At 68.0% G+C, this 23509-nt stretch carries 20 protein-coding genes and 2 pseudogenes; 16 read left to right on the plus strand and 6 right to left on the minus strand.

Annotation, left to right across the window (positions count from 1 at the left end):
• From AB0C62_RS34130 to AB0C62_RS34155, 6 genes and pseudogenes are all read left to right on the plus strand, one after another.
• The coding region (locus AB0C62_RS34130; protein ID WP_362979899.1) for an RICIN domain-containing protein at positions 1-1013 on the plus strand (1013 nt) is incomplete at its 5' end.
• 235 nt (positions 1014-1248) lie between these two features.
• On the plus strand, positions 1249-2568 hold the full coding sequence (locus AB0C62_RS34135; protein ID WP_362979901.1) for an extracellular solute-binding protein: 1320 nt from the start codon (positions 1249-1251) through the stop codon (positions 2566-2568).
• Positions 2569-2703: 135 nt separating this feature from the next.
• The gene (locus AB0C62_RS34140) at positions 2704-3690 is read left to right on the plus strand and encodes a sugar ABC transporter permease (protein WP_362979903.1); all 987 of its coding nucleotides are present in this window, start codon (positions 2704-2706) and stop codon (positions 3688-3690) included.
• A complete protein-coding gene (locus AB0C62_RS34145; protein ID WP_362979905.1) occupies positions 3687-4562 on the plus strand; it encodes a carbohydrate ABC transporter permease in 876 nt (291 codons plus the stop codon). The genes AB0C62_RS34140 and AB0C62_RS34145 overlap by 4 nt, the downstream gene beginning before the upstream one ends.
• Before the next feature lie 17 nt (positions 4563-4579).
• A complete protein-coding gene (locus AB0C62_RS34150; RefSeq protein ID WP_362979907.1) occupies positions 4580-7084 on the plus strand; it encodes a glycoside hydrolase family 2 protein in 2505 nt (834 codons plus the stop codon).
• 84 nt (positions 7085-7168) lie between these two features.
• Positions 7169-7315: pseudogene (locus AB0C62_RS34155) on the plus strand (DUF6357 family protein); the annotation flags it as partial.
• A 71-nt stretch (positions 7316-7386) separates the two neighbouring features.
• Here AB0C62_RS34155 and AB0C62_RS34160 read toward each other — a convergent pair.
• Positions 7387-7545, minus strand: coding sequence for a hypothetical protein (locus AB0C62_RS34160; protein ID WP_362979909.1), 159 nt, complete (start codon positions 7543-7545; stop codon positions 7387-7389).
• A 649-nt stretch (positions 7546-8194) separates the two neighbouring features.
• Positions 8195-9334, minus strand: a complete 1140-nt coding sequence (locus tag AB0C62_RS34165) for a helix-turn-helix domain-containing protein (protein ID WP_362979911.1) — start codon at positions 9332-9334, stop codon at positions 8195-8197.
• 86 nt (positions 9335-9420) lie between these two features.
• Here AB0C62_RS34165 and AB0C62_RS34170 point away from each other — a divergent pair, with 86 nt between their 5' ends.
• The 5 genes from AB0C62_RS34170 (at position 9421) to AB0C62_RS34190 (ending at position 14763) form a co-directional block, all read left to right on the plus strand.
• Positions 9421-10476 carry a ferredoxin reductase gene (locus AB0C62_RS34170; protein ID WP_362979913.1) on the plus strand — a complete coding sequence of 352 codons (1056 nt, stop codon included), beginning with the start codon at positions 9421-9423 and terminating at the stop codon, positions 10474-10476.
• 7 nt (positions 10477-10483) lie between these two features.
• Complete coding sequence (locus AB0C62_RS34175; RefSeq protein WP_362979915.1) at positions 10484-11602, plus strand: acyl-CoA desaturase; 1119 nt, start codon at positions 10484-10486, stop codon at positions 11600-11602.
• On the plus strand, positions 11515-11877 hold the full coding sequence (locus tag AB0C62_RS34180; protein ID WP_362979917.1) for a DUF6207 family protein: 363 nt from the start codon (positions 11515-11517) through the stop codon (positions 11875-11877). Before AB0C62_RS34175 ends, AB0C62_RS34180 begins: the two co-directional genes overlap by 88 nt.
• Positions 11878-12119: 242 nt before the next feature.
• Entirely contained in the window at positions 12120-13877 is a 1758-nt protein-coding gene (locus tag AB0C62_RS34185) for a hypothetical protein (RefSeq protein ID WP_362979918.1), read from the plus strand.
• A gap of 31 nt (positions 13878-13908) precedes the next feature.
• Positions 13909-14763 carry a hypothetical protein gene (locus AB0C62_RS34190; RefSeq protein ID WP_362979920.1) on the plus strand — a complete coding sequence of 285 codons (855 nt, stop codon included), beginning with the start codon at positions 13909-13911 and terminating at the stop codon, positions 14761-14763.
• 22 nt (positions 14764-14785) lie between these two features.
• Here AB0C62_RS34190 and AB0C62_RS34195 read toward each other — a convergent pair whose 3' ends face one another.
• A complete protein-coding gene (locus AB0C62_RS34195) occupies positions 14786-15652 on the minus strand; it encodes a GNAT family N-acetyltransferase (protein ID WP_362979922.1) in 867 nt (288 codons plus the stop codon).
• Positions 15653-16046: 394 nt separating this feature from the next.
• On the opposite strand from AB0C62_RS34195, the gene AB0C62_RS34200 reads away from it, so the two are divergent.
• The 5 genes and pseudogenes from AB0C62_RS34200 to AB0C62_RS34220 all read left to right on the plus strand — a co-directional run.
• A complete protein-coding gene (locus AB0C62_RS34200) occupies positions 16047-16700 on the plus strand; it encodes a DUF6357 family protein (RefSeq protein WP_362979924.1) in 654 nt (217 codons plus the stop codon).
• Positions 16701-16772: 72 nt separating this feature from the next.
• Entirely contained in the window at positions 16773-18035 is a 1263-nt protein-coding gene (locus AB0C62_RS34205) for a DUF6357 family protein (RefSeq protein ID WP_362979926.1), read from the plus strand.
• A 248-nt stretch (positions 18036-18283) separates the two neighbouring features.
• Positions 18284-18601, plus strand: a complete 318-nt coding sequence (locus tag AB0C62_RS34210; RefSeq protein WP_362979928.1) for an NIPSNAP family protein — start codon at positions 18284-18286, stop codon at positions 18599-18601.
• Positions 18602-18813: 212 nt separating this feature from the next.
• On the plus strand, positions 18814-19560 hold the full coding sequence (locus AB0C62_RS34215) for an alpha/beta hydrolase family protein (protein ID WP_362979930.1): 747 nt from the start codon (positions 18814-18816) through the stop codon (positions 19558-19560).
• Between the two features lie 38 nt (positions 19561-19598).
• Positions 19599-19999 (plus strand): annotated as a pseudogene (locus AB0C62_RS34220) (NADP oxidoreductase); the annotation flags it as partial.
• Positions 20000-20083: 84 nt separating this feature from the next.
• Here the strand turns inward: AB0C62_RS34220 and AB0C62_RS34225 are convergent.
• The 3 genes from AB0C62_RS34225 to AB0C62_RS34235 form a co-directional block, all read right to left on the minus strand.
• Positions 20084-20647: a dihydrofolate reductase family protein gene (locus AB0C62_RS34225; RefSeq protein ID WP_362979932.1), complete on the minus strand. Its 564-nt coding sequence runs from the start codon at positions 20645-20647 to the stop codon at positions 20084-20086.
• A gap of 336 nt (positions 20648-20983) precedes the next feature.
• The gene (locus tag AB0C62_RS34230) at positions 20984-21445 is read right to left on the minus strand and encodes an SRPBCC family protein (RefSeq protein ID WP_362979934.1); all 462 of its coding nucleotides are present in this window, start codon (positions 21443-21445) and stop codon (positions 20984-20986) included.
• Between the two features lie 125 nt (positions 21446-21570).
• Positions 21571-23214: a M4 family metallopeptidase gene (locus AB0C62_RS34235; protein WP_362979936.1), complete on the minus strand. Its 1644-nt coding sequence runs from the start codon at positions 23212-23214 to the stop codon at positions 21571-21573.
• Between the last annotated feature and the right edge of the window lie 295 nt (positions 23215-23509).

Consider the following 23509-nt stretch of genomic DNA (forward strand, 5'->3'; position numbering starts at 1 on the left):
ACCTGAAGAACCCGCAGTCCGGCCGCTACCTCGACGTCCCCGGCGGCAGCACCGCCAACGCCACCCGCCTGCAGATCTGGGACCGCAACACCAACGCCTGGCAGACCTGGCACCTCCCCGACGCAGGCACCACTCCCCCGTCGGGCTCGTGCACCCCCAGACTCGCCAGCGGGCAGTACGACACACCCGTCACCTTCGCCGGCAAGACCTACCAGGTCCTCGTGCACATCCCACAGCGCGCCGCGGGAGCCCTGCCGCCACTCGTCCTTGACCTGCACGGAAGCCAGTCCACCGGGGCGGGACAGCTGACATACAGCAACCTGGCGCCCACCGCGGACGCGAAGGGCTTCGTCGTCGCGGCACCGACCGGCGTGGTGCCCAGCGGTAGCGGCTACATCTGGAACGTGCCGAACGTGACGCCCAGCGGCACCCGGGACGACGTCGGCTTCCTCCGGCAGGTGATCAACACCCTCACCGACGCCGCCTGCCTCGACCCCGCCCGCGTCTATGCCACCGGCTACTCGGGTGGCGGCCGCCTAACCTCAGCGCTGGGGTGCCTGCTGTCCGACAGGATCGCCGCCATCGCACCGGTCGCGGGCCTCCGCGCCGGTCGGCCCGACCCGGCCGACGGCAGCCGCCCCGACCCGACCAGCTGCACCCCCTCTCGCGCAGTACCGGTCATCGCCTTCCACGGTCAGCAGGACGGCACCAACCCGTATGACGGCGGCGGTGACGCCACAGCGTGGCGCTACTCGGTACCCGTGGCCCAGCAGCGCTGGGCCGCCCTCAACCACTGCACCACCGGACCCACCCTCACCCAAGCGGCGACTCACGTACAGCGCACCGTGTACAGCGGATGCACTGGCGGCGCCGACGTAGAGCTCTACACCATCTCCGACGGCGGCCACACCTGGCCGGATTCTCCCTACGACAACGGCAACGGCAAGGTCACACACGAGATCAGCGCCAACGCCCTCATGTGGGACTTCTTCAGTCGGCATCCCCTGGCGTAGCTCCTCGCTGGCGCCCACCACTTGAACGCTCTGTCAAAGAGATCAGCCTGCGTCCAAGACGGCTCATTCACCTGGCGCTTACCAAACTAGACCGTTCTATGGACAGGGCCCAGTGTTCCCTCTACGTTAAGCAGCCGTCAGCCGCTTTCGCCCGACGGCGAGACGTCCGTCGCTGCGCGACAGGCAGTGCGGCGTTCCGTCAAGTACCGCTCAAGCACAGGGAGTTGGATCCGGCATGCGAAGAACAGTCCTGGCAGGCACCGGAGTCGTCCTCACGCTCACCCTCGCGGCGTGTGCAGGGTCGGGCGGTGGCGGGGCGTCCTCGTCGGACGCGGCGACGGCACCCGGCGACCCCAAGCAGGTCTCCGGCACCATCACTGTCCTGACCAACCGCACCGATCAGGTGCAGGACGGCACCCTCAAGGGCTACGCGGCCCGCTTCAAGAAGAAGTACCCGAACGTCACCGTGAAGTTCCAGGGCCTCACCGACTACGAGGGCGACGTCAAGATCCGGCTGAACAGCAAGAACTACGGGGACGTCTTGTCCATCCCCAACTCGGTTCCGCTGAAGCAGTACCCGAACTTCTTCGCTTCCCTCGGCTCCTCCGCCGATCTCTCGAAGACCTACGACTTCACCGACCGCGCCACCGTCGACGCCAAGGTCTACGGCATCGCCAACATCGGCACGGCCAACGGCTTCGTCTACAACAAGGCCGTCTGGAAGCAGGCCGGCGTGACGGACTGGCCCACCACACCACAGGAGTTCCTCGACGCCCTGAAGGCCATCAGGACGAAGACCAAGGCGACGCCCTACTACACGAACTACCACGACGGCTGGCCGCTCACGAACTGGGGCAATGCTCTCGGCTCGCCGAGCTGCGACCCCGCCGCCAACGACAAGCTGTCCGCGACCAAGGAACCCTGGGCCCCCGGCCAGGATCTGCACACCGTTGACAAGCTGCTCTACGACATCGTGCACGGCAAACTGGCCGAGACCGACCCGACCACCACCAACTGGGAGAGCTCCAAGAAGCTGATCGGTACCGGCCAGGTCGCCACCATGTGGCTGGGATCCTGGGCCGTGGTGCAGATGCAGGCCGCCGCCAAGGAGGCCGGCAAGAACCCCGACGACATCGGCTTCATGCCCTTCCCGACACAGAAGGACGGCCACTTCTGCTCGGTGGTACGCCCCGACTACCAGTACGCCGTCAGCGCCCACTCCAAGAACAAGGAAGCCGCGCGAGCCTGGCTCGACTGGTACATCAACAAGTCCGGTGACGCCCAGGCCGCCCTGTCCATCTCCTCCGTCAAGGGCACCGCGCTGCCCGCCCCCTTGAAGCCTTTCGAAAGCGCAGGCGTCCAGTTCGTCCACCTCAGGAACGACAAGACGGCCCTCGTGGACGAGATCGACAAAGCCTCCGAGGTCGGCCTCAACGCCCAGGACTACCCGCAGCGCATCGTCGACACCGCACGCGGGAGCGCCGACGGCAGCCTGGACAGCGTTCTGCAGGACCTGAACAAGAAGTGGTCCGAAGCCCAGGGCTCCCTCGGCTGACCCCCCGGACCGGACCCGAACGGGCCCGTCACCGTGGCCGTGCCGGGGAAGCGCCGACGACCTCCGCCGGCACGGCCGCCACCAGAACACCGCCCACTTGCCGCTGGCCGCAGCGGCGATCGGAAGAAGGACCGGATGAGCGCACCCCGGACCGCGGGTCGCACCCCTCCCGCCCCTGACCTGCCGCCGCTGGACACGCTGTCCGCGCCCGCGCGCACGGCCGAACAGCGCGGACCTACAGGCCGCCGCCGCGTTCGCCGTCACGGCTACCGCTGGTTCACACCCTGGCTGTACCTGGCCGCCCCGCTCGCATTCCTGGTGACCTTCACGTGCGTGCCGGTGGTGAGCCTCTTCTCCTACAGCCTGACCGACTGGGACGGCCTCAGCCCGACAAGCCACTACGTCGGCCTGGAGAACTACACGGAACTGTTCACCCGCCCCCAACTCTTCCGCGTCTTCTGGGTCAGCCTCTTCTACCTCGCCGGCTCAGCCGTGCAGATATGCCTCGCGCTGTACTTCGCCACCGTGCTCAGCTTCAACACCCGGCTGCGCAACCTCTTCAAGGGCATCCTGTTCTTTCCCTACCTGATCAACGGCGTGGCGATCGGGTTCGTGTTCCTCTACTTCTTCCAGCCCGGCGGCACGCTGGACACCGTGCTGCACTGGTTCGGCGCCGGCCCACACCTGTGGCTGGGAGACCCCGACCTGGTCAACACCTCGCTCGCCGGTGTGTCGGTTTGGCGCTTCATGGGCCTGAACATGGTGTTGTTCATCGGCGCGATCCAGTCCATCCCACCGGATCTGTACGAGGCCGCCGCACTCGACGGGGCAAACCGCTGGCAACAGTTCCGCCACATCATCGCGCCGAGCATCCGGCCCATCATCTCGCTCAGCGTCATCCTGGCCGTCTCAGGAGCGCTGTCGGTCTTCGAGATCCCGTTCGTCATGACCGGCGGCGCCAACAACAGCCAGACCTTCGTCATCCAGACCATCAAGCTCGCCTTCAACTTCAACAAGACGGGACTCGCCTCGGCCGCCGCGGTCGTGCTGCTGACCTTCGTTCTCCTGATCACCTGGATGCAACGCGCCCTGTTCCCGGACGAGAGGGTGGAGCAGTCATGACCACGGCCCCCGGACCCGCCGCAGCCTCGCGCAGGCAGAATTCCCCATTGCGCGGCCGCGCCGCTGTCGTCCTCAAGTACCTCTCCCTGACACTCGCGAGCGCCGTGGTCCTCGTACCGCTGGCCGCCGTCCTGCTCACCTCGCTACGCACCAGCAAGGAGATGGCCGACGACAGCGCGCTCTCTCTTCCCGACGACTGGCTGAACCTGCACAACTACGCGGTCGCCTTCACCGACGGCCACATGCTGCGCGCCCTGGGCAACACGACCTTCATCCTGGTCTTCTCCGTGCTCGGCACCGTCCTGATCGGCTCCATGACCGCCTACGCCATCGACCGCTTCCACTTCCCCCTCAAGAAGCTCGTCATGGCACTCTTCCTGGTCGCCTCGCTGGTTCCCAGCGTGACCACACAGGTGGCGACGTATCAGATCGTGAACGGCATGGGCGTGATGGACACCCGATGGGCCCCGGTTCTCCTCTACATGGGAACCGACATCGTCTCTATCTACATCTTCCTGCAGTTCATCCGCTCCATCCCCATCTCCCTCGACGAAGCCGCCCGCCTGGACGGCGCGAACTCCTTCACCATCTACCGGCGCGTCATCCTGCCGCTGCTCAAACCGGCCATCGCCACCGTGGTCATCGTCAAGGGAGTCGCCGTCTACAACGACTTCTACATCCCCTTCCTCTACATGCCGAGCGACGACCTCGGCACCATCTCCACCTCACTGTTCCGCTTCAAAGGCCCCTACGGCGCCCATTGGGAAGTGATCTCCGCAGGTGCCGCCCTCGTCATCGTGCCCAGCCTCGTCGTATTCCTCGCGCTGCAGCGATTCATCTACAACGGCTTCGCCGCCGGTGCCACCAAGTGAGCGATCAAGGAGAACGCATGAAGGTCAGCACGTCCCTCACCAGCGGCTGGACCGTAAGCCTGAACACCACCAGGCACCGCCCCGAACAGGCGCCGGACGCACTGCTGGGCGCGGCACTCCCCGCCGCCGTACCGGGCTGCGTGCACACCGACCTGCTGGCCGCCGGCCTCATCAAGGACCCCTTCCTCGACCGCAACGAGACGGACGTGGCCTGGGTCGGACGTGCCGACTGGAGTTACCGCACCCGCCTGGACCATGCGCCGGACGCCACCGGACACGAGCGCACCGACCTCGTCTTCGACGGCCTGGACACGGTCGCCGAGATCCGCCTCGGTGGCGAGAAGCTCGGCAGCACCCGCAACATGCACCGCTCCTACCGATACGACGTCACCGACCTGACACGCGGCGAGCGGAGCGCACTGCTGGAAGTCGACTTCACCTCCGCCTACCAGGAGGCGGAGCGTGTACGAGAGCTGCTCGGACCGCGCCCCAACGCCTACCCCGAGCCCTTCAACTTCGTCCGCAAGATGGCAAGTTCCTTCGGCTGGGACTGGGGTCCCACCCTGGTCACCGCAGGCATCTGGCGGCAGGCACGCCTGGAACACTGGTCGCTGGCACGGCTCGCCGAGGTCCGTCCGGAGGTCACCGTCCTGGCCGACGGGACGGGCCGGATACGGCTGCATGTCGAGGTCGAGCGAACCCCGGGCGGCGCTGAACGCACCCTGCAAGCCGTACTTCAAGTCGCAGGCGCGGAGGCACGCCTGGCCCTCCCGCCAGGGGTCGGGACGGCCACCTTGGACCTCCATGTGCCAGACGTCGAACTCTGGTGGCCGCGTTCCCACGGCGCCCAGCACCGGTACGCCTGCCGGCTGACCCTCATCGACGCGGACGAGCCCGCCCAGCCGCTGGACCACTGGGAGCGCCTCGTCGGCTTTCGCACCGTCGAACTGGACACCTCCGCCGACACCGCGGGCAGCGGCTTCACCCTGCTGGTCAACGGCGTGCGGACCTTCGTCCGCGGCGTGAACTGGATCCCCGACGACGCCCTCATCACCCGGGTGGACCCGGCCCGCTACCGGCGCCGCCTCAGCCAGGCCGCAGCCGCCGGCGTCGACCTCGTACGCGTCTGGGGCGGCGGGATCTACGAGAGCGAACCCTTCTACGACATCTGCGACGAACTGGGCCTGATGGTCTGGCAGGACTTCCTGTTCGCCTGCGCGGCCTACCCCGAGGAGGAGCCACTGCGCTGCGAGGTCGAGGCAGAGGCCCGAGAGAACGTGATCCGCCTGATGCCGCACCCCTCCCTGGTGATGTGGAACGGCAACAACGAGAACCTGTGGGGCTTTCGTGACTGGGACTGGGAGCCGCAACTCGCCGGAGCCTCCTGGGGCGAGGGCTACTACCTGGACCTCCTCCCGAACATCATCGCCACCACCGACCCCACACGACCGTACTGGGCGGGCAGCCCCTGGTCCGGATCGAAGGAGCTGCACCCCAACGACCCCCGGCACGGCACCAGCCACTCCTGGGAAGTGTGGAACCGCCTCGATTACACCGCCTACCGCGACGACGTCCCCCGCTTCGTCGCCGAATTCGGCTGGCAGGCACCTCCGGCCTACGCCACCCTGCGCCGTGCGGTCACCGACGAGCCGCTCGCCCCCGACTCACCCGGCATGCTGCATCACCAAAAGGCCGAGGACGGCAACGGCAAACTCGCCCGCGGCCTCGCCCCGCACTTCGCCGCCCCCACAGACTTCGACACCTGGCACTACCTGACCCAGATCAACCAGGTACGCGCCATCGCCACCGGCGTCGAGCACTGGCGCGCGCACTGGCCGCACTGTGCCGGGGTCATCCTCTGGCAGCTCAACGACTGCTGGCCGGTGACCAGTTGGGCCGCCATCGACGGGGACGAACGCGAGAAACCGCTCTACCACGAACTCCGGCGCCTCTACGCCGACCGCCTGCTCACCCTCAGGCGCAAGGACGGCCGGCTGATACTGACCGCAGTGAATCAGAGCGCGACATCGTGGACCGGTCAAGCCTCTGTACGCCGACTCGACACCGACGGCGACACACTGGAGGACCACGAGGCTCCCTTCGACGTCCCGGCCCGAACCGTGGCCGACATCGAACTCCCCGACACCCTGACGACACCGATCGACCCGCGCCGCGAGTTCGTCGTCGCGGACACAGGCAACCTGCGCGCCCTCCACTTCGCCGTGCCCGACCGGGAGTTCGCCTATCCGCCCGCGGAGGCGATCGTCAAGGTCACCCGAGAGGACAACGGCACGCGCGTAACGGTGACAGCGCACACTCTCATCAGGGACCTGCTCCTCCAGGCGGACCGCCTGCACCCCCACGCCGGCGCGGACCGCGGACCGGTGACCCTGCTGCCCGGGGAGAGCGTCGAGATCGGCGTCTCCGGCTGGGACGAGGACGCTCCCGAGCCACTGCAGCACGTCCTCCGCGCGGTGAACGGTTCCGGAGCGCCGATCCGTTTCGGAGACGCGTCGAGATGACAGCCGGTGCCGTGATCGGAAACACGAGCTCAGGAGTACCCCGCGGATGCCGCCGCGCCGAGCGCGGAGCAGTACTCGGTCCACTACGCGGACTCCATCGCCCGGATCACGACACTGCGCAAGGGGGAAGGCAGGTCGGACCCGGAGTGCCGGATCGAGTACAGCCCGGTCGACGGCATCAGCGGGTACCGGAACCTGGTCAGCGCCTTCGCCCGCGGCGGCTGCGCCGCACGCACCTCCCCCAGCCAGGGTGGGTGCCCCCATAGCTACTACTGCGACTCTGAAGGAAGGTGGATGGGGCGTCAGCGCCGCCTCTTGAAGTAGCCGCCTCGATGCAGCTTGTAAATGACCCAGGGCGCGAGCGCGAGCCACACCGCCAAGAACGCCCACTTGAACCATGGAGGGCCGTCAGGTCTGTTGTCCTGGGCCAGCCCGGAGGCGACCACAACAATCGAAGTCATGCGTCACCGGTGCCCGTCCTACGACGACAGACACGCGGTACTCACCCTTCCGCTTCTGCCGCCCAGCGCTGGCGTTACGACGCCTGCCACCTAGGAGCAGATTGATGGTGCAGCTGCCTGACACTCCACCCATCAGGTTCTCGGCGGCCACCGCCGACCATCGGCCCCACCCACGAGAGCAGACCGATGCCGGTCAGGCGCCCAGGCCTCGGCGAGGCGGGTCAGCACGTCCCGCTCGGCGGCGTCCGCCGTCAGCTGTCAGCTGTCAGCTGTCAGCTGTCAACGCAGCCTGTCCTCCACCCAGTCCGCGGCATACGTGCAGCGGTCCGCCGGTACCGGGAGCCGGGCCGCCGGGTCCTGGGCGCCTTCGAACGGTTGGAACCGCCCGAGACGTCGGTCGGACGGTTCGGCGCGCCCTGGTCGTCCGCGTGGGCCTCACACCGCGTCGCGCTCCGGGCCGCGGCGCCGGAGCCCCAGGCCTCGGCGAACGGGACCATGTAGTCGACGTCGATCGAGGATGCCGAGGTCGCCCATACCTGGTCGTACCGCGACCACCACGCCCGCCCGAAAGTCCCCCGACCTTGCTGCTCGTCGTGTCACTTGCAACCGCCCTGCCGGCGGGCGCGGTCGCTGACGGTCGAAGAACCCGTCAGCTGACCCGAGGACCGACCGCCAGTGTCAGTTCAAGGACTCGCTGCGGCGACCCGAGATCCGGAAAGAGCTCCCTCAGTTGCGACATCCGGTACCGGACGGTCTGGGGATGGACGAACAACGCCGCCGCCACCTCGTTCCGCCTGCCATGGTGCAGCAGCCACGCCCGCAACGTCTCCTCCAGCCGCCGCGCGGTCGCGACAGGCAAGGTCTGCAACGGTGCGAGGGCTCGGGCACGCAGGTCTGCGAACGCGTCCACGTCGGCGCTCAGCACCAGTTCGGGCAGGTAGTCCTCGGTGTCGCGAATATCGGAGGAGAGGGAGCGCGCGCGGACGGCTCGTGCGTACGAGGCGCACGCACGAGTCCATGGCCTGGCCGGGCCGACCACGGCGGCGCGGTTGGTCAGCTGCCTCAGCAGATGTGATCGATCGGCATCGGGGACCAGCAGCACGCCGGAGGCGTCCGCCAGATCGTCGAGGACGAGGGTGTTCGGGTCGAGCGTGCGGTAGGCGGGGCGGGCTTGGGCGGCGGGCAGCAGGACCGCGGTCAGCGAAACCGGAGGCTGCCATCCGGCCCGTTGAGCAGAGGCCACCAGCGCGTCCGGGCTCGCGCCGGCGAGGAGGTCGCGGACCAGTTGTTCCAGATGGCGCTCATGCGCCCGGCCCTGGGCGGCCAGTTCGTCGGCGTGGCCCGCGGCGCTCGCGGCGGAGAGCTCGTCGATGTAGGCGAAGGTCAGCTCGGCGAACTTGGCGACCTCGGCGGCAGGCAGTCCTGCGGGTACGGCACCCGCGGCCAGGCATCGCCAGGCCACGCGGGCGCCGACGCGGTAGGCGCCGAGCAGGGCGTCCATGGAACGGCCGTCGCGCACCTCGCCGCGGCCCAGCTCGTAGGCCGCGTCACCGGCGTCGCCGCCCGTGGCGTTGCCGCTCGCGACGTTCAGGTAGTGCCCCAGGGCGGTGCGGACGGCTCGGCGGATGGTGCCGCCCATGCGGCCCGATAGGGCGTTGGCGTAGGGAGGGACCTCGTCGATGATCGCTTGGACGATCTCGTCGGCGGTGGTCTTCAGCTCGGCCCGAAGTACGGTGACCGTCGCCTCATCCAGGGCCAGTTCGGTGACTCTCTGAATTGCATGGCTCATTTTTTGTTCCCTGCGAACAATTTTGCCGACCAGATTTACGTCCTACGGACAGGACTTTACGCCCGGCAGCGCATCAAGCTGGAGTCATGACGAGTGCAACCCTCCGCAGCAGGGCCTGGAAGCTGCTGGAGATGGCCACGACGCCGCTGCTGCCGTCGGACTACCTCGACCTGGTCAGCCCGCTGCGCGCGGGCGCCGACCTGCGTGGGCGCATCGAGGCCGTCCACCCCGAGACGGACGACGCCGCGACCATCGTGATCAGGCCGGGACGAGGCTGGCGCGGCCACACAGCCGGTCAGTACGTACGGATCGGGGTCGACGTCGACGGGGTGCGCCTGTGGCGTGCCTACTCGCTCACCTCACCGACAAACCGCCGGGACGGCCGCTTCACGATCACCGTGAAGGCGATCCCGGACGGCAAGGTCAGCAACCACCTGGTCCGCAGGACGAAACCGGGCACGCTGATCCAGCTCGACCAGGCGACAGGTGACTTCGTGCTGCCGCGGGCCAAGCCGGCCAAGGTGCTCTACCTGACGGCCGGCAGCGGCATCACGCCGGTGATGGGCATGCTGCGCGACACGGAGTTCGACGACGTCGTCATGGTCCACTCCGCGCCACGGCCCCTCGACGTGATCTTCCGCAGCGATCTGCACGACCTGGTCGCGGACAAGAAGCTGCGTCTCACCGAGCTGCACACCGACACGGACGGAATGCTCGACATCGGCCGCCTCGACGAACTCGTGCCCGACTGGGCCGAGCGCGAGACCTGGGCCTGCGGGCCCGCGGGCCTGCTCGACGCCGCCGAAGAGCACTGGACCAGGCACGGCGTCCAAGAGCGTCTGCACACCGAACGCTTCCGCCCCAGCATCGTCGTCGCCGGCGACGGTGGCGAGGTCACGTTCAGCACCACGGGCAAGACCGTCGACGCGGACGGCGCCACGCCATTGCTGGACGTCGGCGAGGAGGCCGGCGTGCTCATGCCGTCCGGGTGCCGCATGGGCATCTGCTTCGGCTGCGTCACGCCGCTCAAGGCGGGCGCCGTCCGCGACCTGCGCACCGGCGAGATCACCGAGGCCGAGCCGGGCGTCCTCATCCAGACCTGCGTGTCCGCCGCGGCGGGCCCCTGCGACATCGAACGGTAGGAACAACTTGACCGCCATCGACCCCACCGCCCACCTGACCGCGGAGCAGATCGAGGAGCTTGGCCGCGAGCTGGACGCGATCCGCGACGGGGTGATCGCCGGCCGCGGCGAGAAGGACGCCGCCTACATCCGCAAGGTCATCTCGGCGCAGCGCAAGCTCGAGCTGGTCAGTAGGGGCGTACTGCTGTTCTCGATCTTCCCGCCCGCGTGGTTGATCGGCACCGCCGGTCTGTCCGTGGCGAAGATCATGGACAACATGGAGATCGGCCACAACATCCTGCACGGCCAGTGGGACTGGATGCGGGACCCGAAGATCCACTCCACCACCTGGGACTGGGACCACGTCTCGCCGGCCGAGCAGTGGAAGCACTCGCACAACGAGCTGCACCACACGTACACCAACGTGATCGGCAAGGACAACGACCTCGGCTACGGCATCATGCGCGTCGACGAGGACCAGAAGTGGCACCCGGTGTACCTCGGCCAGCCGCTGTGGAACTTCATCAATGCCTGCTTCTTCGAGTACGGCATCGCTGCGTACGACCTGGAGCTCGGCAAGAACCTGAGCAAGAGCCGCCGCAAGAGTCCGGAGTTCCGCGCGCGTGCCAAGGCGGTGGGCCGCAAGATCCGCAAGCAGGTGCTCAAGGACTACGTGATCCACCCGCTGCTGTCGGGTCCGTCGTTCTTCAGCACGCTCGCCGCCACGTTCACCGCGAACGTGGTGCGCAACGTCTGGACCCACTCGGTGATCATGTGCGGTCACTTCCCCGAGGGTGTGCAGGTCTTCGAGCGCCGGTCGATCAAGGACGAGACGCGCGGCCAGTGGTACCTGCGCCAGATGATGGGCTCGGCGAACATCAGCGGCAGCAAGGCCATGCACTTCATGACCGGCAACCTGTCGCACCAGATCGAGCATCATTTGTTCCCTGACCTGCCGAGCAACCGGTACGCCGAGGTCGCGGTGAAGGTGCGCGCGTTGTTCGAGAAGTACGAGCTGGACTACGTCACCGGGCCGCTGCCCAAGCAGGTGTTCTCCGCGTGGCACAAGGTCTTCCGGCTCTCGCTGCCGAACAAGAAGCCCAAGGTCGAGATGCCGGACCGCGAGCAGGAGCTCGTCGCGGCCTGATTCCCGGTATCGGTTCAGGTCTTTCGGCCGTACCGGCGGCACCGCCGGTACGGCGCGATCCGTTGCGGAAGCTGGGCGCGATCGCCGCGGCGGACCGTACGACACGGGATCCGGGGCAGCCCGTTGTCCGGCTGCGCTGCGCCGACTCCCCCGCCGTGATCATCTCAGCCGTCTGCCGGACCGTCGCCATCCCCACGCGCCCCAGCATTGGCAACGCATCGGCTCGCACCTTCCAGGCCGCGGAAGTGGGCTTCTTCCCCGTCCCCCCGCCATAGTGCAGGTCTGGCCGTCGCCGCCGACGGTGATCGATGGGGCGTCCCGAGGACGTCCATCCGACGACACCGACCAGCGAACTACGCCGTCACGGCACCAGCCCCCCAGACGTCGGGGCGACTCGCGCGCCGGTCCGACTACTCTCCGCTATCTGACCGTACGCTCCGTATGCCACGTCGCCTCCTACGGGGCGTAGTGGACGACCGCTTGCCCCGTACGCAGGTACGCCATCCGGGAGAGCCAGATGATCGACTACTACGCCCACGTCGCCGTCCAGGACCAACTACGAGTTCAGGCCGAGGCGGCCGGTGGGGTGTCCCCGACCGAACAGGCCCGGCTGCAGGAACTCATCGGTAGTGCTTCCTCCGAGGAAAGCGCAGCCCTGATCGGGCTGTTCGTCGACCAGGTGCTCGCCCAGGCTGCTTCCGACGGCACCGAGGCGTCGCTGCTCGGCTCGGCCGGGGCACTGTGGAAACGAGGCGGCGCCCTCTACGACGGAGTCGGTGAGGTCCGCAAGGCGGTGGAGTCGGCGGTCAGCGCGCCCGACGCACCGGGCGCGGTGGATGCGTTCAACGGTGCGATGTCCCGCATGGTCGAACTGCTCCGGGACGCCAAGAAGCTTGAGTCTGAGATCCAGCAACTGCGCGGCGACTTGCGTCCCTTGAAGCATCTGCCACCGCATCCGCGCCAGTCCGATCTGCCTCTTTCCGCCTGGGGGTACGGCGACACGTTCCTCGCACGGCGGGGCGCCGCGTTTGCGCGGAGCCTCTTCGACCGGGCCGGCGGGGATCCTGCCGCCACGGCCCTCGCCGTCGGCGCGTTGGCCGCGTACGCCGGGAATGTCACCGGCTCCGCCTACCTGGGACACGGAGTCGGGGGACCGCGCCGCAGCCACCGCTTCCGCGACCGTCTCGCCCGCAACGCCGTCGGCAGTTGGTGCGCCGGTCAGTTCGCCGTCCCAGGACCGGGCGCGCTGGCGGACAAGCTGCGCCCTCGGGTGCCTGCCTCCGGCGACCCCACTCCGTCACCCATGGCACGGCTCCTCGCCCAGGCGCTCCAGGACGCCTACGATCCGGCGCAGTCGCCACCGTTGCCGGACATCGATCTCGGGTTGCGCCGCGTGCTCCGACAACTCGACTTGTACGAGGTCATTCGCCGCCCCGAGTTGCCCCAGCCGCTGACCGGAGCGCTGGGAGCGGTCGTCGCGGCGACCTCCAACGGCGGCATCCCTCAAAGCCAGGAACCTCTGCTCTACCCGCAGTCCGGCGGGGGTACCGTCTCAGGCGGCGACGACGTGACCGGCGCGGACACGACGGACCAGACGAGCAGTAACGGCGGAGCCTGCGGCTGGGCCGGCCTGATCGTCTTCCTGCTTGTGTTCGCCATCGCGTGCATCGTCGGGCTGGTCGAAGAGGGTGACTGCGCGGCCGGGGTCTCGGACGTCTGGGACGCCCTCGTCGGAGGCGACGAACCGGAACCCACTCAGGTCACCTCGGACGGCCTGACCGCGCTCGCGCAGTCTCCGGTGGGGCCCCAGATCGCCCATCGCCTGTTCGAGGCCCAACTCGGACTGTGGCAGGCCGCCGACCAGGCGTTCAACTACATGGCGCTGGTGGGGTTGATCCCGCCGGACGACTTGCTCCTCACTTCGCCGCTGTACGGACAGTTCCTTGCGCTGCCACCTCGGGAGCTCTATCCGCTCAGGGAGGACCCGATGGCGGAGAAGACCTACGGCTTCGATCCGAGTACGCCGCCGGAGGAGCCTCGCAATCAGCCTTCGCCGTTCGGCTCAGGAGACGATCCGTCGGTCTTCGTCGTGGACAAAGCCCCCGAGTTCGCGCTCAACCTGCTCCTGCGGATCATCCGGGAAGAGCCGGAGACGCAGAACCTGGACGCAGACGCCGACCGTGGATACCTCCACCCCTGCTGGACCACCGACTCGGGCGGGTCGGTGCACGACGACCCGGTGCCCGTGCAGGTCCTCGCCTACGACGAGACATGAGCGACACGATCCAGGCCGCAGGAGCCGCCCAGTGAACAATCCAGAGAACCCGACGCCGAGTACGCAGCTCGTCATCCCGTATTTCCGCGGTGACCGCGGACTGCCCGACCGCCCCATCCCCGATCCTTGGTACTACTGCCCGTCGATCCGCGTGACCGGCACCCCCGGCCCGTTCACGTTCACGCCCGGCAGCCCCATGAACGTCACCGTCGACGTCGCGAACTACGGGGCGGGCACATCCGTCGCCGCGGCCAGCGTCATGGTGTGGTGGGCTGATCCCACAACCGGCTTCACGACACTGAACTGGTTCGGCCAGGCGGTGGTCGCCGTCCCGTCCCACGGCAACTATGTGGCGCGCACGAAACCGATCACAGGAACCATCCCGGCCTCCGCCCCGCCGCATGTGTGTCTGCTTGCCCGAGCAACGGCTCTCGCCTCGTCCCTTCCCCAAGACACCACCCCCGACCCCATCAACGAACCGCACTGGGCCCAGCTCAACCTCACCACTCACCCCGTCACGCCGAAACAGACCGACTTCGCCTTCGACTGGCAGGCAGGCAACCCCGGCAAGGAACGCGCGTCCTATCGCCTCCTCGCCCGGCCGGCCGACGAACGCGCACTCCAGGGCCTCGCCCACGCGCTCGGCGCCACGCCGGTGACCATGCCGGACATGGACCTACGCGTCGAAGAAGGCGAGGGCCCCGACGTGACGGTCGACCTGGAAGCCGGTGAACAGCGGCTCATGCACCTGAGCGGCAACCTCACCCAGGCACTCGAACGCGACACTTTCACGGCGGTCGAGGTGGCCCAGTTCGACATCACCGACAATCCCGACGGCGTCCCTGTCGGAGCCGTCGGCCTGATCATTCACCCCGAATACGGATGAGGGGTTCGGAGCCGGGAGACCGTCAGGTCATCCGGATCCGGTCCCGCACCTCCGGGCACACCTCGAATCCGGCCGCCTTGTACGTGGCGACGCCGCCGGCATTCGAACTCGGCGTGCACACACGTACGCTCGACGAGCCCATCTCCCGCAGCGCGGCCGCCCCGGCCACGGTGATCGCCCTGCCGTAGCCGCGACCACGGTGGTCCTCGTGCACGCCCATCGGCTCGACCAGCCCCGGCTTGCCCCGGCCGGCCGACCACACCGTCACCACCGCCGCCACGCTGCCCTGGTCGTCATAGGCGCCCAGGCAGCGGGCGTCGGCAGAGAACGGCCCCGCCGACATCGCATGCCAGTACGCCTGCGTAGGCCGCGAGGTGTTGAACGCCGACCGCAAGACGTCGGCGAAGTCATGCGCCTGCTCCGCGCCGATCGGCTTGATCCGCACACCGGGGTCCTCCACCGGCTCGGTGAGGTCGCGGAAGAGCGGCGTCCACGGCTCGTCGACGCCCCAGCCCTCCGTGCTCAGCAGGTCGTGGAGCAGCAGGCCCGGCGGGGCCTCGACCGACACCGTTCCGTCCGGCAGCACACCACGCTCGGGCAGCGAGAGGTCCGCGAGGAGCCGCCGCGCCAAGTCCTCGTCCTGGAAGGCGTCCGGAGCGACCGTCATCCGCAAGAGCGTCGGCGAGTCGAGCATCCCGACCGCGAGGATCCGACCGTCCCGACGCCACGTCCGGACCACCGCAGCCGTCTCTGCGGTTCCGAACCGGTAGTTCCAGCCGATGTCCCCCGAGTGCAACTGCATCGGCGCTTCGTCGTCCTGCCACTCCCGCAGCGAGGCCATGGCCTCGCCCACCCCGTCGACGGTCGGCGTACCCAGCACAATCGTCATAGCCGGGATCACACACTCCATCCCGACGGTACGCAACCGATTAACCCGGCCGACCTGATCCCGGTGACCCTACCCGGCAGCTGTGGGCCCCGACTTCCCCGAAACCACAGCCCGGGCCTCCCTCACACCGACGCTGGGCAGCATCCGCTTCGGCTCCCGGAACATCCTGTCGGCCTGGTCGTCGCCGAGCCCGCAGCGGCGCTCCCCGGGGAAGTTCCGGTTTCCTGCGCCGAGTTGCCGGCTTGGCCCGCAACTGGCAGAGCGCGACGGCCAGGGAGCGGGGGCAGGCCGATCTGCCAGGTCGCCCGGCTGTTCGTCGGCGATGAACGGCAGGTCCGTCCACTTCTGATGCGACTACGCTGGTGGAGCTCTCCCGCGTCAACGAAGGACTCATATGGCTCGCCCCTACAGCCCCGGACCGAAACAGTTCGTCTTCGCTGTCGGTGATGGCAACGACCAACAGGTCTCCGTGGGCGACCCTCAGGAAGCCTACGTAGCGTTCTCCGCGTTCTTCCGTGATCGAGCTTCCGACACCTACACCATCAGCGACGAACCGTCGGGGCAGAGTTTGGTACTCATGCCCGGGCAGGGTGTGATCGCCCGGATCAGAGTCGCGGACCAACCTCGGTCGGAATACCTCAAGGTCGACAGGGTCAACCGCTACGTTCCGAGCGCGATGCTGTTCTTCGAGAACGGATACGCAGGACTCGACCGCTTCGGCCAGTGGTTCTCCGACCTCGCCGACCTCGAAGCGTCACCGGAGACGCGGGGTGCCGCCCGCGCCGCCACGATCACGACGGAAGCAGCGGCGGTCGAAGAAGTCGCCCGGATCTGGGTGGAATCGGGCATCGTGGACCCGAGCGACCAGTTCTACGTCTTCTTCGACTCGCACGCTGTCGACGAAGACCGAGCCGAACGAGCCGAGTTGCTCAAGTTGATCGAGTTCCTCGGCATCGAACGGGTCGACGCCCCGGCCGGGGCCGCCGGGGGCGAAGTCTGGGTGCGCACCGACCCTCGCCTCGACACCGAAATGGCACGCTGGTCGTGAACAGCCTGTGCGGGGTGGGTCTCCGACATCGCCGCCAGACCGGCCGGTCCCGTTCCGGGGAGGAGTGAGTCCATGGCAGACATCGTCTTCACGCGCCAGAGCGGCTGGATCCCGAGCGTGATCCGCGAGGACGGCGAGCTGAAGCTGACGCTCGGGGCCGGGGCCGACGCCAACCACGAGCCTCGCACGTTCACGTTCTCGATCGGCGAAGCCCATCTTGCGGTGATCCGGGAGGACCTGGCCAGACACCTGCTGCTGTGGAGCGCGGTCCTTCCGCTGTGCGACGCCGCCGGAACCCGGGGCGGGCTCGACGAGAACGCCGCCGTCGCGCTCCTGGACCCGGTCCTCCTTGCCGCGCCCGCGGACGTCGACGCGCTCTTCCGGCGCATCCGGTGGGACCGGAGCCGGCTCATCGCCCACGGGGCCGACATCGGCCTCCTTGAGCGCGGTCAGGTATGCGCGGCGATGCACACGGCGACGGAGACGTCGAACGGGAAACGAGCTCAGGAGTACCACGCGGATCGCCGTCGCGCCGAGCGCGGAACAGTACTCGGTCCACTCGACGCCGCGATGCTGAGGTACACGGGCCAGTATCCGCACGGCGCGACGGTTCCGAGGCGGATACCCGATGCCGTCGACCCCGCGCTACTGCCCGAGGTCATGCGGTTGATCGCCACCGCGGAGCAGGCATGCGCGGGGATGCGGATCCGCCGCGATCCACGACGGGGCAAACGCGCCACGGACAAGCGCGACTGGGGTCGGATGGAGACGACGGTCGAAGCGGCCGTGCGCCGTGCACACCCCGAGCTCGTCGACGACGCGGTGCGTACCGTGAGCTTCCTGATGTGCTCGGAGGCCGCGGACCGCGCCAGGAGCACACCCATGGAGGACGACGAGAAGACTGCCGGCCACCGCGCCGACTTCGACGGGAGTGCGAGGAAGACGGTCCTGTCGTTCACCGACGACAAGGGCGTCGAGAAGAAGTGGCAACGGGACAGTCCCCGCGCTGCCGCCGCGGAGTTCTGGGAGTTCGTCGGCGATCGCTCTGGCGCGGACAACGAAGTGTTCACCATCGAGGACGAGGAGATGGGCGAAGGGATCCAACTCCACTTCTACGCGGACTCCATCGCCCGGATCACGACACTGCGCAAGGGGGAAGGCAAGTCGGAACCGGAGTACCGGGTCGAGTACAGCCTGGTCGACGGGATCAGCGGGTACCGGAACCTGGTCAGCGTCTTCGTCCGCGGCGGCTGCGCCGCACTCGAACAGCACGGTCCCTGGCTGTCGGATGTCTCCGAGTTCGAGCGCGCGCGCCGACGGCGCGACGCCCGGTGAGGAGCGAGGTGGGGTAGCCGCCGCTTCGACCTGTGAGCTCTCCACATGGGCGGACCATGACCGGCCCAACCTCCCGAAGTGGCACGCCCGGTCCGCCTCGATGCCTACCTTCGATGCTCGTTACCGCGACACCAGCAGTGAAGCGCGGTTCCGGGGCGTCACTGTTCGCGTATCGGGCCTGCGCGTCAGGTAAAGGCGCACGTCACCCGCGATCTGGTGATCTGCCTGAAACGGCCTAGTCTTGATTGATGATCACATGCGTCGTGCGGTACGTCATCGACCCGAAAAAGATCGCGTCCTTCGAGGAGTTCGGCCGCCGTTGGATGGAACTGGTGCAGGCTCACGGCGGCACGCACCACGGCTACTTCCTCCCCTCAGAGGGTGCGAGCGACGAGGCCCTGGCCCTGTTCAGCTTCCCGAGCCTGGCCGCTTACGAGGAGTACCGCCAACTGTTCGGCAAGGACCGCGAGTTCATCGAAGCGGACCACATTCGCGACGCCAGTGGATGCGTACTGCGCTATGAACGCACCTTCATGCGCCCGTTGCTTCCCGACGCCTCTGCATGATCGACGGCACGCCCGGTCCGACGACCTCATTCCGGGGAGTCCGGACCGATCCGACCAAATACGGGAGACCTTTAAGGCGTCTGCCTTGTCGATCTGCTGCACCGTGGCGTACGCCGTGTGAATTCACCCGTCGACGCATACTGGTGGTGACCGCTCAAGTGCCTGGTCCGCCGGGCCGCCTGTCCCCGATCCACCGTCGAGAGGTGACGCTCATGGCCACCTTTCTCCTGGTCCACGGCGCCATGCACGGCGGATGGTGCTGGCGGAAGGTACGCGACGCCCTGACCGCACGGGGGCATCGGGTCTTCACGCCCAGCCTGACGGGACAAGGTGAGCGCAGCGGACAGTTGTCGCCCTCCGTCGGGGTCTCCACTCACGTCGACGACCTGACGGATCTGCTCTGGTACGAAGACCTCCAGGACGTCCACCTGGTCTTGCACAGCTACTCCGGGATCCTGGCGGGCCCGATCGCGGAACGCGCGCGAGGGCGTCTGAGCAGCGTGGTGTGGCTCGGTGGGTTCGTCGTGCGTCCGGGCGAGTGCCTCCTGGACGTTGAACCGCCTGAGGTCGCCCGACGCTACCGCGAGCAGGTCGCCGCGGCCGGCGACGGCTGGTACCTGCCAGCCGATCCCGCCTTCCTGTCGCAGTGGGGTGTACACGACGAAGAGGTCCGCGCCTGGGCGGGCCCGCGCCTCACGGCCTTCCCGTTCCGCTGTCAGACGGACCCCGTGCGGTTCGACCCCGCCCCTCTTGCGTCCCTCCCCCGGTTCTACGTACGGCACACCAGCCCACCGTTGACCAGTCTGGATGCCTCCCTCGCTGCGGCGGCCGCCCAAGGTTGCGCTGTGCGGACACTCGCCACCGGCCACGACATGATGCTGGAAGCTCCCGACGCGACGGCCCACCTCCTCCTGGATTTGACGGCAGCCGCAGACCGTTCACCGCGGCCAGGAGAATGAACTTCGACGGTCGTCCGCGTCAGTAGACGATGGACACGCCGGCCGGGGACATCGTCATCATGGCCCTGTTGTACGACGGTGTCGTTCCGGTCGTCGCCGAGTACGGAGACGCCCTCGCGGGCAAGGTCAGGAGACCTCGATCGCGCAGGAAGTCGCCAAGGTGGCCCCGGCCGGCGCCGGCGTGGTGAAGGCGTTCAACACCATCTTCCGTAACGTCCTGGAGAAGGGCCGGCCCGACGTCTTCATCGCCGGCGACAACGCCCAGGCCAAGGCGGGCGTTGCGGCATTCATCAAGGGCCTCGGGCTGCGCCCGCTGGACGTGGGCGGCCTGAGGACGGCGCACTGGCTGGAAGGAGCGGGCGTGCGCACGGTGGGCCTCGCCGGCAACGGCGTCGGCCATGGGGACTTCGCCCTCGGCGTCAACGAATTCACCGGCTGAGCCCCGGGGACCGAGCAGTCGGCGAACAGGACGTTGTGTGGCCTCGCCGGCCGTCGTCGATGTCCCATCGCTCGACCAGCGCGTTCAGCGCTTCGTCTCGTACCTGGTCAGGACCACGCCTCCGGGAAACGTCCGTGTCTCCACCAGGTTCAGGTTCGCCCAGCTGTCCAGCGCGGTGAAGAACGGTGTGCCGCTGCCCACGAGGACCGGATGGGTGACGATCTCGTACTCGTCGACCAGCCCGGCCCGCATCGCCGCCGCGGCGAGCGCTGGACCACCGACCCTCATCGGCCCACCGTCCCCGGCCTTGAGCCGAGTGATCTCCGCGACGGCGTCGCCCGTGACCAGGCGTGTGTTCCACTCGACCTTGTCGACCGTCGAGGAGAACACCACCTTCGGCGTGTCCCGCCAGTTCCGGGCGAACTCGATCTGCGCCGGGGTGGCGTCGGGCTGCTGGTCGCCGGTCGGCCAGTAGCTACTCATGGTCTCCCACAGCTTGCGCCCGTACAGCAACAGGCTGATCGCACTCTCCTGATCGAGCCACCACTGGAACAGCTCGTCGCTCGGCGCGCTCCAGCCGAGGTCGTCGCCGGGCGCGGCGACATAGCCGTCCAGGGACAGGTTCATGCCGTAGAGGAGTTTCCGCACGGCGCCAGCCTTCCGTCAGTCGGACTCGGAAGTCTAAACGGGCCTCGCCCTCGAATCCTGGACACGGGATATGCGGCTGGTGTGAACGTAGTTGGCCCGACGGCCGGCCGGCCGCAGTCGTCGGCCCTGGAGGTAGGAGGTGGGCCGTCCGGCAGACTTTCATGCGTACTCGTACCGCCGCGGCCACGGCGTTCTGCCCCTGTGCACCGTGCTGAGCCCGGCGGCCTGCTCGTCGTCCTCCGGCAACACCCCGTCGTCCGACAGCGGCAACCCGCGAGGCCGGGCCCGCCCACCGGACTGCGCCGAGTCAGCCCCGCCGCAGCAACTGGTGGCGACCTATTCGACAGTGCGAGCAAGAATTCCGAGCGTGGCACGCAGACCAGCCTCCGGGATGACCGGGAAGACGCCGGCCTCGCGGTACTTGTCGTCGATCTGGCTCCAGTCGTAGTACGAAGTGACGAGGGTGCCCCACTCACTGGGCTCCAGGCGGTACCCGTAGAGGTGACGGATAAGCGGCTGGACGGTGCCCGAGATCGTCCATTCAAGGAGTGCGTCACGTTCATAGCGGGTGACGATCACGGTCACGTCGTACCGACCCATGGGGAGGTCCCCCAGAGCCTCCCGATCCATGTGGACGAGGAACTCGTCCGCCACCGCACTCACGGGATCGCCCTCTGCGGACTGCAGCATCCCTGAACTGTCGATGTCTACATGGCCCTGCGGAGATCGCAGCACTTCAAAGATCGCCGATGGGGACGCAGCAATCTGGCGAGTGACTTCAAATCGATCTGTCGTCATGCCCCACCTTTACATGCTTGTTCCCGCCGACCCGCGACGGGGAACCCCGAGCTGACCGAGCGACACGAGGTGGCACCCGGACCGCAGTCCTGGATGCCACCTCGTGCAGGCGAGAGCGGGACGACTCAGTGCACGTCGACCCCGGTCCAGGCGGCCTCTACCGTCTTGTACTCGGCACTGTCGGCGCCGTACAGGTCCGTGGCCGCGGACAGCGTGCCCTTGCGGGCGTCGGCGTAGTCGGTGGTCGACGTGAAGTAGGTCGTCAGCGCCTTGTACCAGATCTGGAGGGCCTTGTCCCGGCCGATGCCGGTGACCTTGGAGCCGTCCTTGGTCGGCGAGTCGTAGTCGACGCCGTCGATGCTCTTCGCGCCACTGCCCTCGGACAGGAGGTAGAAGAAGTGGTTGGCGACGCCGGACGAGTAGTGGACGTCCTCGTTGCCGACGGACGAGGACCAGTAGTCGGCGGAACCGCCGTCCTTGCTGGGCTTGTCCATGTAGCGCAGCGGGGTGCCGTCGCCGTTGATGTTGATCTTCTCGCCGATGAGGTAGTCGCCGGCGTCGGTGCTGTTGTTCGCGGCGAACTCGACGCCGGTGCCCATGATGTCGCTCGTGGCCTCGTTCAGTCCGCCCGACTCACCGCTGTACTCCAGTCCGGCGGTGTTGGCGGTGACGCCGTGGCTCATCTCGTGGCCGGCGACGTCGAGCGAGGTCAGCGGGTCGCTGTCGTTCGTGCCGTCGCCGTAGGTCATGCAGAAGCAGCTGTCGTCCCAGAACGCGTTCACGTAGGCGTTGCCGTAGTGCACGCGGGAGTAGGCAGCCTTGCCGTCGTTCTTGATGCCGCTGCGCCCGAAGGTGTTCTTGTAGTAGTCCCAGGTCAACTGGGCGCCGTAGGCGGCGTCCGCGGCGGCGGTCGCGGCGTTCGAGGTCTTTCCGTCGCCCCAGGTGTCGCTGTCCTGGGAGAACAGTGTGCCGGTGCCGTCCTGCTTGTGGTCCAGGTTGTAGGTCTTGTGGCCGCCGCGGGAGTCGTCGGTGAGGGTGTAGGACGAGCCCGACTGCGCGGTGGTGAGGTCGACCTTGCCGCTGTACTGGGTGTTGCCCACGCCGGTCTCGATGCCCTGGTACTGGAAGAGCTTCTTCCCTGTGGCCGCGTCGGTGACGACGTGCAGTTGGTTCGGTGTGCCGTCGTCCTGGAAGCCGCCGATGACGGTCTCGTAGGCGAGGACGGGCTTGCCGCTCGCCGCCCAGACGACCTTGCGCGGAGCGCGGTCGGTGGTGGACTTCGCCGAGCCGTCCTTCTTCGCCAGACTCAGTGCCTGCTTCTGCGCCGTGGCCGCGCCGATCCGCGGTGTCAGCGAGGCGAGCTTCAGCGTGGCCTTCGACGCTCTGCTGACGCCCTCGGTCCTGCCTGACTCGGAGGTGTGCACGATCAGGTCGCCGCCGAGCACCGGGAGCCCTTCGTAGATGCGCTCGTAGCGGGTGTGGACGGTGCCGTCGGCGTCCTTGACGACGTCCTTGACGACCAGCTTCTCCTTGGAGCCAAGGCCTATGTTCTTCGTCGTCTCGGCGAGCCTGGCCTGCGCGCTCCGAATGAGGCCGGTGCGGGCGGCGGCCGACAGCGCGACGGGCGCGGCAGCCGGTCGTGCCGAGTCGGCGCCGAGTCGGGGGGCGGCCGACGCGCTGAGGGAGGTGCTCATCAGGGCGGCCGCGGTGGCGACGGCGATGGACGCCGCGAGGGCCGCGTGCTGGTGGCCTGTGGTGCGGGAGGTCATGCGAGCTCCAGTTTCCGTGGGGGGATTTTCCGGCTGGTGTGGGGTCGGCCGGTGTGAGCTACATGAAGGGCACACCCCGAAAAGGCAGGGGCATGACAACGCACGAAGGAGGTCCGCGGTACATCAATCCTCGACATTCCGTGGGCAGTTGGGTGTGACACCCAGAGAAAACCCCAGTGACCGCGCTCGCGCCATGCATCTGGATCACAAACGACAACAACCCCACGCGCCCTTCACATGCGATGCACAGTCCGTTCTACCTATGCATGCGGCGCGAATTGGTTGAAAAGAGCCA

Origin of the sequence: Streptomyces sp. NPDC048643 (assembly GCF_040650615.1) — a bacterium.
Taxonomy (GTDB): domain Bacteria; phylum Actinomycetota; class Actinomycetes; order Streptomycetales; family Streptomycetaceae; genus Streptomyces.

What these genes read in the sequence shown, in the direction of transcription:
- AB0C62_RS34135 (WP_362979901.1), top strand. Translation starts at nt 1,249, where the DNA reads ATGCGAAGAACAGTCCTGGCAGGCACCGGAGTCGTCCTCACGCTCACC.
- AB0C62_RS34140 (WP_362979903.1), top strand. Translation starts at nt 2,704, where the DNA reads ATGAGCGCACCCCGGACCGCGGGTCGCACCCCTCCCGCCCCTGACCTG.
- AB0C62_RS34145 (WP_362979905.1), top strand. Translation starts at nt 3,687, where the DNA reads ATGACCACGGCCCCCGGACCCGCCGCAGCCTCGCGCAGGCAGAATTCC.
- AB0C62_RS34150 (WP_362979907.1), top strand. Translation starts at nt 4,580, where the DNA reads ATGAAGGTCAGCACGTCCCTCACCAGCGGCTGGACCGTAAGCCTGAAC.
- AB0C62_RS34160 (WP_362979909.1), bottom strand. Translation starts at nt 7,545, where the DNA reads ATGACTTCGATTGTTGTGGTCGCCTCCGGGCTGGCCCAGGACAACAGA.
- AB0C62_RS34165 (WP_362979911.1), bottom strand. Translation starts at nt 9,334, where the DNA reads ATGAGCCATGCAATTCAGAGAGTCACCGAACTGGCCCTGGATGAGGCG.
- AB0C62_RS34170 (WP_362979913.1), top strand. Translation starts at nt 9,421, where the DNA reads ATGACGAGTGCAACCCTCCGCAGCAGGGCCTGGAAGCTGCTGGAGATG.
- AB0C62_RS34185 (WP_362979918.1), top strand. Translation starts at nt 12,120, where the DNA reads ATGATCGACTACTACGCCCACGTCGCCGTCCAGGACCAACTACGAGTT.
- AB0C62_RS34195 (WP_362979922.1), bottom strand. Translation starts at nt 15,652, where the DNA reads ATGACGATTGTGCTGGGTACGCCGACCGTCGACGGGGTGGGCGAGGCC.
- AB0C62_RS34200 (WP_362979924.1), top strand. Translation starts at nt 16,047, where the DNA reads ATGGCTCGCCCCTACAGCCCCGGACCGAAACAGTTCGTCTTCGCTGTC.
- AB0C62_RS34205 (WP_362979926.1), top strand. Translation starts at nt 16,773, where the DNA reads ATGGCAGACATCGTCTTCACGCGCCAGAGCGGCTGGATCCCGAGCGTG.
- AB0C62_RS34210 (WP_362979928.1), top strand. Translation starts at nt 18,284, where the DNA reads ATGATCACATGCGTCGTGCGGTACGTCATCGACCCGAAAAAGATCGCG.
- AB0C62_RS34215 (WP_362979930.1), top strand. Translation starts at nt 18,814, where the DNA reads ATGGCCACCTTTCTCCTGGTCCACGGCGCCATGCACGGCGGATGGTGC.
- AB0C62_RS34230 (WP_362979934.1), bottom strand. Translation starts at nt 21,445, where the DNA reads ATGACGACAGATCGATTTGAAGTCACTCGCCAGATTGCTGCGTCCCCA.
- AB0C62_RS34235 (WP_362979936.1), bottom strand. Translation starts at nt 23,214, where the DNA reads ATGACCTCCCGCACCACAGGCCACCAGCACGCGGCCCTCGCGGCGTCC.